Source organism: Marseilla massiliensis (genome assembly GCF_016899855.1).
Taxonomy (GTDB): domain Bacteria; phylum Bacteroidota; class Bacteroidia; order Bacteroidales; family Bacteroidaceae; genus Prevotella.
Genome location: NZ_JACJJG010000109.1, coordinates 1 through 8,989 on the forward strand (window position 1 = coordinate 1; position 8,989 = coordinate 8,989).

Here is an 8,989-nt window from a genome sequence, read left to right on the forward strand (position 1 = left end):
TATTTTCTTAATTCTTAACTCTTAACTCTTAATTATAATCTCATTCAGGGTTATACCCGAAATTGTCAAGCTCACGCTTCGAGCTGCGCCAGTCTTTATCTACCTTTACATACGTTTCGAGGTAGATTGGTTTACCGAAGAACCTTTCGAGCGACTTGCGCGCCTCCGTGCTCATCTTCTTCAGGGCTATACCCTGATGGCCAATGATTATGCCCTTCTGCGAGTCACGCTCAACATAAATTATCGCGCGGATGTGTATGTGGCGTTCATCCTCCTTGAACGACTCAACCTTTACCTCCACAGAATACGGTATTTCCTTGTCATAATAGAGAAGTATTTTCTCCCTTATGATTTCACTTACGAAGAAGCGCGCCGGCTTGTCTGTCAGCTGGTCTTTATCGAAATAAGGCGGCGAGTCAGGCAACAGCTCCTTTATACGCCTGAGAAGCATGTCAACTCCAAACTTGTTCTTGGCCGATATAGGCAGAATTTCGGCGTCAGGCAACAGCGAGTGCCACTTCTCCACAAGGTCGCCAAGGGTCTTCTGGTCGCTCTCGTCAATCTTGTTGATAAGCAACAGCACGGGGATGGTCATCTTCCTTACTTTCTCCAGGAAGTCCATGTTCTTCTCCGGATTCTCAACCACGTCCGTAACGTAAAGAAGTACGTCGGCATCTTTCAACGCCGATTCCGAGAAAGCCAGCATCGACTCTTGCAGTTTATAGTTTGGCTTGAGCACGCCCGGCGTGTCCGAAAACACTATCTGCATGTCGTCGGTGTTCACTATACCCATTATCCTGTGGCGCGTGGTCTGCGCCTTGAACGTGGCAATGCTTATACGTTCGCCGACAAGCTGGTTCATCAGCGTCGACTTGCCCACGTTCGGGTTACCCACAATGTTTACGAATCCTGCCTTATGCATCTGTATCTTTACGTTTTTGCCGTATGCCACTGGCGATAACAGCATTAGAATCAATCAAGTTTGCAAATATACTGATTTTTTTCGACACGACAAGCATTTGAAAACACTGCGGAGCCGAAAACCCGACAAAAAGATGTTAAAATGTAACTGAGCGCCTTTATGTCCTTGCCACAGCACAAGTACGAAAAGCATTACACATACACAATAAAAACAATCGCACCGGCGTTATACTGAGAAAAACATTTAACCATGAGAACCGTACTATTGTTTCTTGCCGCATTGCTTACCTTCTGCGCATGTAGCGACGCCCCGAACCGACCGGACAGTATCTCGCGACAATACGTCAGAACGAGTTGTACGGCGAAAAATCAATAGGCGAATGGCAGAACGATTCTGTTTATCCCGACGGGAACATGATATCCGAATACATGCAGCTCGACGCCGACAAACAGGCTAAATATGTTTTTCAGGTAAAATCACGCACAGACAATGGTGATAACGCCGTACAAAAGGACGGAGAATGGTTGACTGTTTACGAAAACACCATGGCCGGTACATGGAGCCTGGGCGTTAACGCACTACTTGAACCGCACCTTACAATCAATGATACGATAAGCAACACATCACGCCTCTTTATCTTCACCGAGGTTAATGACTCTGTGATGATTATCAACACCGGATATAACACAAAACTGAGAAAGGTCACAAAGCCGTAAACAAAACGGCCTCATGACCCGTATAACCACATAACCGCAAGACATTACAGCCTTACGACCAAGCCAACAGACACTAATCCTTCAGCGAATAAGTCACAGTCGTAACCACCCGCAGTTTCTTGATGTAAGGCGTATTATTGTCACGGTTCTCTATTGAGAACTGTCCCTGCCCTGCCGTCAAAATCTTGTCTATCTTGCTGTCGCTGTTTTCGGCAAACTGCTTGGCGGTCTGCTCTGCGTTCTTGATTGCCTCCTGCATCATCTTCGGCTTCATCTGCTGGAACGAAACATACTCATACACCACGCCGTTACCGTAACCGCCGTCGACAACAGCCACGCCTTGTTTCAGCAGTTCGCCCTGACGGGCTATTATCGAGCGCACAAGTTTCACGTTATGCGACGTCACGGTTATCGTCGACGTTATGTTGTAACGGTAATCATGGTTCTGCACGCCGTAGCGCTCGGCGTTCATGTCAACCACCACCGGAGCGTTGATGCTTATCTCCGAATCCTTTATTCCATTCTGTTTCAAAAAAGACTTCACTTTTGCCGTAGTGGCATTTATACGCATGTAAAGCGAAGGCAGGTCGTCGCCCAGCTCTTTCGTCATTATGGGCCACGTCACCTTGTCCGCCTGCACCTCACGTTCGGACAGTCCCTTTACCGTTACCTTTCGGTCTTTATCCGAGAAACTTTCAAGTCCCAACTTAATAAACAGCCCCAAAACGATAAGCCCTATCATGATGAGGGCAGCTCCTCTGCCTTTTTCCATAGTATTATTGTTTTGATTTCACAGAGCCAAAGATACGAAAAATAGTCAACATTCAACAGTTTTGAACAAAAAAATCACTCAAACACCGCGTTAACATTCCGACGGCACACCGCCGCATATCCGGTTAACATACAAAAAAAGAGAGCCGCCACTTCAACTCAAAGCCGGCAGGCTCTCTTTTTTATGATAAAAATCTAATGATTCTTTATTTTACGACGGCAGCCTCTGCCCCATCGTAAGCCCACGTGTAATATGACGCTCCGTGAACAAATCCGGCTCCGAAGGCCGTCATTATGAGGTTGTCACCCTTCTTGAGCAGATGCTCGTACTCCCAGAGAGCCAGCGGAATGGTGGCCGCGCTGGTATTGCCGAAATGCTCGATGTTGACCATCACCTTGTCCATAGGCAGGTCGAGGCGCTTTGCCACGGCCTCGATTATCCTGATATTGGCCTGGTGGGGAACAACAAAGCGGATGTTGTCCTTGTTCAGTCCGTTGCGCTCGGCTATGAGGGCACAGTCGTCACTCATGCTCGTAACGGCGTAGCGGAACACCGTGCGACCCTCCTGGTAGAGGTAGTGCAGACGGTGGTCAACCGTGAAGTGTGACGGCGGACATACCGAGCCGCCCGCCTTGGTGTGCAGGAAGGGCAAGCCCTTGCCGTCGGCACGGAAGTAGGAGTCTTTCACTCCGATACCTTCCTCTGTCGTAGCCTCCACCAATACGGCAGCGGCTCCGTCACCGAAGAGGGCACATGTACTGCGGTCCTTATAATCGACAACCGACGACATCTTGTCAGCGCCGATTACGATGATTTTCTTATAGCGTCCGCACTGAATCATTGACGCGGCCACGTCAAGAGAATAAAGGAAACCGCAACAAGCGGCCCAAAAGTCAAAGGCAAACGCGTTCTTAAGTCCAAGCTTGCCTATCACGATTGAAGCTGTTGACGGGAAAGGATAGTCAGCCGTCGACGTTGATACGATTACGGCGTCGATTGAGTCGGGGTCGGCCCCGGTCTTCTTCATCAGTTGCTTGGCAGCCTTGCGCGCCATGTATGAAGTGCCCAGACCTTCCTCGGTGAGAATACGGCGTTCCCTTATGCCGACACGCGTCATAATCCATTCATCGTTGGTATCTACCATCCTCGACAGCTCATCGTTGTTGAGCACGTAGTCAGGTACGTATCCGCCGATGCCGGTTATTATTGCGTTAATCTTCTCCATTATTCAGCCGTTTCCTTAACAATCGCGATTTTTCCACGATAGTAGCCGCATGTCGGGCATACAGTGTGGTAAACGTGATAAGCGCCACAGTTGGGGCATATTGCCAGTGTGGGAGCTACTGCCTTATCATGGGTTCTTCTTTTACGGGTACGAGTCTTTGACTGTCTTCTTTTAGGATGTGCCATTTTCTTTAATCTTTAATTTTGTTCTTTAATTTTTCCAATTCACTCCAACGCGAGTCCACCGGCGTCTCTCCTTCCCCCTCGGTGCTTCGGGCTGCCGAGTGCTCTTCAAGAGCCTTTATCATAGCAGGATTGCATTTTCCAGGTGCATGCACATGCTTAATGGGGATGTCAAGGGCTATGAACTCATATATAAACCATGACAGGTCGAGCTGGCTATCGTCCCTCCCGACCGTTATCAGGTCATCTTCTTCCGAATATTCCTCTCCCAACCGTGCCGTAAGGCTGTTGTCGGCACATACGGCCTGCTCCATGTCGTCGAGACAACGGTCACAAGGTACGTGTACTGTCCCTTCGGTGTGAATGTCTATACGGTATATTCCACCCGAACGGCTTACACTTACGTCCACGTGTACGTTGCCACGCCTCACTTCGGGAGCGTCAACAGCCTCGAAGTAAGCGTCGTCAAGGTCATACGCGAAGGAGGTCACTCCCTCCTTCAAGCCTTCCAAATCAATTTTCAAGGGCTCTAAACTGTACATCATCCGTGATTATGTGAAACAGCAAAGAGTGCCCTTGCCCGTCGCGGAGGCCGCAAGCACCCGCATGGGCGGCACAGTTCTTTGGGCTGCAAAGTTACTAATTATTTTTCATACAAGCACAAAGAAAACGTAAAAACATTTGCCCTATTGCCTAAAATCACTAATCCTTACCGAACCTTACGGGCAGAGTGTACCTTACGCGGACGGGCTTTCCGTCAATGGTTCCGGGCTTCCACTTCGGCATTCCCTTCAATACTGCCACCACGGCATCGTTCATCAGCTTACGCCCGGGCTTCACTATCTCCACGTCGTCAATGCTGCCGTCGGTGTCTACGACGAAACGCGCCAGCACGCGCACAGGCTTGCCTCTGTACTGGGAGATGTCATATTTCTTCAGCTCAACCGCCAGGTATTTAAGGAGCAGCTCCACTCCGCCAACAAATTCGGGTTTGGTGTACGAGTCGGCAATGTATTCCGGAACACCCACCCATGTACCGTAACCCGTGCGCACTACCTCGCCATCCTTCTGTCCGGGCGTCCACCGCGGCATGGACATCAGCATTCCGAGTACGGCGTTCTCTATCTTTTCGGAGTAGTTTTCCACCAACCTGGCGCCCGTCACGCTACCGTCTTTCTCGACGACAAACCTTACATGCACATAAAACGGGCACTTCGCCTTATCCTTTATGCTGTCGCCGGCGAAATGTTTTTTGGCGTATTCAGACATAGCCTTGCGCCCTCCGGGAAACTCGGGCTTTACGTCCACCTCTTTCAGCGGCACTATACGTTCACTGCTATCGTCGCCGTAGGCAATGCCATTGGCAGCCGGCTGCGCGGCACGGCATGTTCCGGATGAAGACGCATTGCACGTGGCAATCGCTCCAGAACACAAAACAAGCGCAACTAAAACGATTTTCGAGGCAAATACCCCGAGACGGAAAGATATGGTTTTCATGATAATATATGTTTTGAAGATTAGTCCATTATAACGTGCAAATATACAGATTTTACAGACAAAACGTATCACGTTGCTTGCTATTTAACACTACTTAAACTGCTGTCCGACGCAACCGGCAACAGAAAAAAACATGCGCTCCGCGAAAAAATTTCCTCCCTTTGGGAGGACTTTCCGCACGAACGTGATTGTAACATTTGTTAACATCATGACATGCAACGTTCCGCCAATGACCGTGTTTTTGTCAATGAATCAGCTGATGAAGGAAAAGAACAAAAGTATCAACAATAAAACGACTAATAAAAATGGAAAAGCAATTTAAGGCAAAAATGTTGTTCGCGTCCCTGTTCATGCTCGGATGCACGATGACCTTCGTTTCATGTAGCGACGATGATGACAATAACACTCCTCCGACGGACGTGACCGCGGCATCAGTTTACGGTGACTATACCGGAACGATGACCACAGCCACCATTTCAACCACTGACGACAGCGGCACGGAAGAAGGCGACCAGACGGGCACTGCCGTATCGGCCAAGGTTGAGGGCGACACCATCTACTTCGACAACTTCCCCATCAAAGACATCGTAATGTCAGTAGTCGGCGACGAGACTACAGCCGACCAAATCGTGGAAGCAGTAGGCAACGTGAGCTACAAGATTGGTTATACTCCCACCGTCAACGAGGCTAAAGACAGCGTAATGCTTGCGCTTGACCCAAAACCGTTGCAGCTCTCTATCGAAATACCTGCATCTTCGGAGGGTGAAGAGGCACAGACACTTGACATCGAGGTTAAAGTGTCACCCGCTGAAGGCGCCAACTATGAGGGCAAGAGCACTAACCTGAAGTTCATGTTCAGCGCTGACGAAGTGCTGCTTGGCGCTGGCGACGCGCAAATATCATTGCCTAACTTCAACCAGACAACGTTCGACTTCAACATGAAGAAGGGCGGAAAATAAGATTTCTGTATGATTTGTCCCTGGCCGTCGATGTTGGCAATAGCCACGTCGGCGGCCTTTGTGTTTCTAAGAGACGGTCTTTTAGAATGCGAAAGGCCGTCAATCGCACGCTAAAAGGCCGTCTTTTACAAGGCAAAAGACAGCCTTTTATAACACGCCTGATTATCAGGCTGTTACAGATTAAAGGCTGTACGCGGCAGCAGGGCATGCAAAAAGGCGTGGCTACGCTCATCCGCGCCGCCACGCCTTGTATCGAGAGAGTTGTTTTAATGCTACGTCATTACTTCTTCAATATTAATTCTATAACGCCGTTCTTGGCTGCGTCGCCGTATTTGTCGGTGGTGCTCTTCGCGTCCTTGTATACGTTTATTTGGTCGATTTGGTCGGGCTTGATGTTGGAGATGTCCTCCACATGCTTGCCGTCAACCACGTAGTAAGGCGAGCCTTTAAGGCTTATGGCCTGCGTGTCGTCAGGCACGTAATTCTTACCGTTAATCTTAACCACATTGCCTTTCTGGCCGTCGGGCTGTGTCTTGCCGGCGTCAAGCTTGAAGGATACGGGTATCGTGAATTTTACGTTTACCGGTTTGCCGTCCTGCTTGCCGGGATTCCACTTCGGCATGTTGGCTATCACGCGTACAGCCTCGGCGTCAAGCTCCGGACTTATACTGCGCATTACATGCGTGTCGCTGATACTTCCGTCAGCCCTTACCACGAACTGAAGGATTACACGGCCCTCTATTTTGTTCTTCATTGCAGTAGGCGGATACTTGATATTCCTTGCCAGATAAGTCATCATGGCAGCCTGTCCGCCGGGGAACGATGGCGGTTCCTCAGTAATATCGTACACCTTGTCGTCCTTACCGCCGTTTGAAAAGCCGACAACTAACAGCTCATCAGACACAGCCGATTTAGTCCTGCCACCCGAAGCAAGCGTATCCTTCGACAAAGTCATAGCCGTTTTTCCCACTGCCGTAGCGTTAGCGGGCGTAGCCTTGACGGAACTTACCACCGAGTTAACGAGGGCGTCGCCCTCACTCTTGATTTCATTACTCAGGCTTTCGGCCTTAGGCGTGGCGAAAGCAACTACGGCAACGGCCGCAACCGGGAGCGCGAGTAGTGTCCTTACGCGGCTCCACGGATTTGATTTTTTCTTTAACATCATAGTAATTCGTTTTTTTAGTGAACTTTGGTTCAGGTTGTTTGCCATGGCGAACAGCTTGTCGCCAACTGCCTTACGTATCAAAAGCATTTGGTATTCGGCGGCATTGACGCCTCCGGCGAGCACGGCACTGTCGGCCTCGAACTCGTGCAGGTTTTTCAGTTCGGTCTTGATAAGCCAGGCTGCGGGGTTGTACCACTGGAAGATGATGAGCAAATCGCACAGCAGCACGTCAACGGAGTGTCGCCCGGCGATGTGAGCGCGCTCGTGCATCAGTATCTCACGCGAGCCGTCGGCATAGTCTTTCTCATTGATGATTACGTTGCCGAACCAGCTGAACGGGGCTACTTCGCCCTTAACCACTACTACCTTGACGCCGCCGTCACGGCAGACCTCACGTCCGGAGCGTATCAGCCGCCTGAGACTTAGCAACGACACGACCTCACGACCGAGGAAAAACGCCACACCTATTATATATATAAGCAGGCAGACTTGCGCCGTAGTAACCACGGGAACGTGCGCATCGGCAGCCACGGCGGTGATGATGAAGTCCTCAATGGCCACAAAACCGCTCGTAACAGGCGCTTCGGCAGCGGTCTGAAGATGTATCAATGGCAGTACAAACGCCGCTGCTATCATGCCGAACAGCGTCACACGGTTGAAGCCGAAGAACGTCTCGCGGCTCAGGAGCAGCTTGTACAGCAGGTAAAATGCCGTGAGGCAGAGCGCCACCTTGACTGAATAGATGAAAAATATTCCCATGATTACTTATCGTTTTCCCGTTAAATCTACATCACGCAGCGAGCTTTCACCCGCTACATCCGGCCTTGACGGCCGTCGGTAGTTCTGCCCGCTCCGCCCCATAGGGGCCGGCGGTGATTGTCTTAACTGTCATTTCATTGCCTAAAGGCTCTGTCAACGGCGCTTTACAGCTTGCCAGACAGGCGCCACGGGCATAACGTCACTTGCCCTCCTCTACCTTCTTTATCAGCTCACGCAGGTCGTCAACAGAGATTTTCTCTTCCTTGACAAGCGCCGAAACTACGCCGAGGTAGGATTTGTTGAAGAACTTGTTGACCACATTGCCGAGCGAACCGCGGCGGTAGTCGTCGCGCGACACGACGGGATAATACTGGTAACAGCGGGGCGTGATAGCCTTATGGGCCAGGAATCCCTTGTCCTCCAGTATGTGTACAAGCGTGGACAACGTGTTGACATGCGGCTTGGGGTCAGAATACATGGCCTGAAGCTCACGTATGTGGAGCGCTCCGTGGTCCCAATAACGGTTCATGATTTCTTCTTCACGTTTTGTTAATGTTTTCATTTCCTTGTGTTTTTATTTAATCAGTACTGCTTTTCTGGTTCACGATGCAAATAAACTAAATATTTTAGTAATACGCAATAGTTCGACGGTTAATAAAAACTAAAAAGGTAAGTTTTAACAGACAATAAGTTTCTTTTTAGTCAACAAGCAGACGAGGAGATATGTTTAGTAGACAAGCAGGGATTTATTAGTAGACAAGCAGACGAGGGACGAGCAGACAAGGAGATTTG

The 8,989-nt window shown here is 49.8% G+C and carries 10 protein-coding genes; 2 read left to right on the forward strand and 8 right to left on the reverse strand.

What is annotated here, in order from left to right:
- Window positions 1–40: 40 nt before the first annotated feature.
- The gene (gene era, locus H6A34_RS12345; RefSeq protein WP_205105766.1) at window positions 41–922 is read right to left on the reverse strand and encodes a GTPase Era; all 882 of its coding nucleotides are present in this window, start codon (window positions 920–922) and stop codon (window positions 41–43) included.
- Window positions 923–1,275: 353 nt separating this feature from the next.
- Between era and H6A34_RS12350 the strand changes: the two genes are divergently transcribed.
- Entirely contained in the window at window positions 1,276–1,638 is a 363-nt protein-coding gene (locus H6A34_RS12350; RefSeq protein WP_205105767.1) for a hypothetical protein, read from the forward strand.
- Between the two features lie 73 nt (window positions 1,639–1,711).
- Here H6A34_RS12350 and H6A34_RS12355 read toward each other — a convergent pair whose 3' ends face one another.
- From H6A34_RS12355 to H6A34_RS12375, 5 genes are all read right to left on the reverse strand, one after another.
- Complete coding sequence (locus H6A34_RS12355; RefSeq protein WP_205105768.1) at window positions 1,712–2,410, reverse strand: SIMPL domain-containing protein; 699 nt, start codon at window positions 2,408–2,410, stop codon at window positions 1,712–1,714.
- Window positions 2,411–2,615: 205 nt separating this feature from the next.
- Entirely contained in the window at window positions 2,616–3,635 is a 1,020-nt protein-coding gene (locus H6A34_RS12360) for a beta-ketoacyl-ACP synthase III (RefSeq protein WP_021947437.1), read from the reverse strand.
- Complete coding sequence (rpmF, locus tag H6A34_RS12365; protein WP_021947436.1) at window positions 3,635–3,820, reverse strand: 50S ribosomal protein L32; 186 nt, start codon at window positions 3,818–3,820, stop codon at window positions 3,635–3,637. The genes H6A34_RS12360 and rpmF overlap by 1 nt, the downstream gene beginning before the upstream one ends.
- A gap of 5 nt (window positions 3,821–3,825) precedes the next feature.
- Window positions 3,826–4,359, reverse strand: coding sequence for a YceD family protein (locus tag H6A34_RS12370; RefSeq protein WP_205105772.1), 534 nt, complete (start codon window positions 4,357–4,359; stop codon window positions 3,826–3,828).
- A gap of 160 nt (window positions 4,360–4,519) precedes the next feature.
- Window positions 4,520–5,314, reverse strand: a complete 795-nt coding sequence (locus H6A34_RS12375) for an energy transducer TonB (RefSeq protein WP_205105769.1) — start codon at window positions 5,312–5,314, stop codon at window positions 4,520–4,522.
- Between the two features lie 305 nt (window positions 5,315–5,619).
- Between H6A34_RS12375 and H6A34_RS12380 the strand changes: the two genes are divergently transcribed.
- Window positions 5,620–6,273, forward strand: a complete 654-nt coding sequence (locus H6A34_RS12380; RefSeq protein ID WP_205105770.1) for a DUF4840 domain-containing protein — start codon at window positions 5,620–5,622, stop codon at window positions 6,271–6,273.
- A gap of 280 nt (window positions 6,274–6,553) precedes the next feature.
- Here H6A34_RS12380 and H6A34_RS12385 read toward each other — a convergent pair whose 3' ends face one another.
- Together H6A34_RS12385 and H6A34_RS12390 are read right to left on the reverse strand one after the other, a co-directional pair.
- Window positions 6,554–8,197 carry a M56 family metallopeptidase gene (locus H6A34_RS12385; RefSeq protein ID WP_205105771.1) on the reverse strand — a complete coding sequence of 548 codons (1,644 nt, stop codon included), beginning with the start codon at window positions 8,195–8,197 and terminating at the stop codon, window positions 6,554–6,556.
- Between the two features lie 199 nt (window positions 8,198–8,396).
- A complete protein-coding gene (locus H6A34_RS12390; protein WP_021947431.1) occupies window positions 8,397–8,759 on the reverse strand; it encodes a BlaI/MecI/CopY family transcriptional regulator in 363 nt (120 codons plus the stop codon).
- Window positions 8,760–8,989 lie beyond the last annotated feature (230 nt).

Coding starts and splice junctions, on each gene's coding strand:
- era (WP_205105766.1), bottom strand. CDS start 922: ATGCATAAGGCAGGATTCGTAAACATTGTGGGTAACCCGAACGTGGGC.
- H6A34_RS12355 (WP_205105768.1), bottom strand. CDS start 2,410: ATGGAAAAAGGCAGAGGAGCTGCCCTCATCATGATAGGGCTTATCGTT.
- H6A34_RS12360 (WP_021947437.1), bottom strand. CDS start 3,635: ATGGAGAAGATTAACGCAATAATAACCGGCATCGGCGGATACGTACCT.
- rpmF (WP_021947436.1), bottom strand. CDS start 3,820: ATGGCACATCCTAAAAGAAGACAGTCAAAGACTCGTACCCGTAAAAGA.
- H6A34_RS12370 (WP_205105772.1), bottom strand. CDS start 4,359: ATGTACAGTTTAGAGCCCTTGAAAATTGATTTGGAAGGCTTGAAGGAG.
- H6A34_RS12375 (WP_205105769.1), bottom strand. CDS start 5,314: ATGAAAACCATATCTTTCCGTCTCGGGGTATTTGCCTCGAAAATCGTT.
- H6A34_RS12380 (WP_205105770.1), top strand. CDS start 5,620: ATGGAAAAGCAATTTAAGGCAAAAATGTTGTTCGCGTCCCTGTTCATG.
- H6A34_RS12385 (WP_205105771.1), bottom strand. CDS start 8,197: ATGGGAATATTTTTCATCTATTCAGTCAAGGTGGCGCTCTGCCTCACG.
- H6A34_RS12390 (WP_021947431.1), bottom strand. CDS start 8,759: ATGAAAACATTAACAAAACGTGAAGAAGAAATCATGAACCGTTATTGG.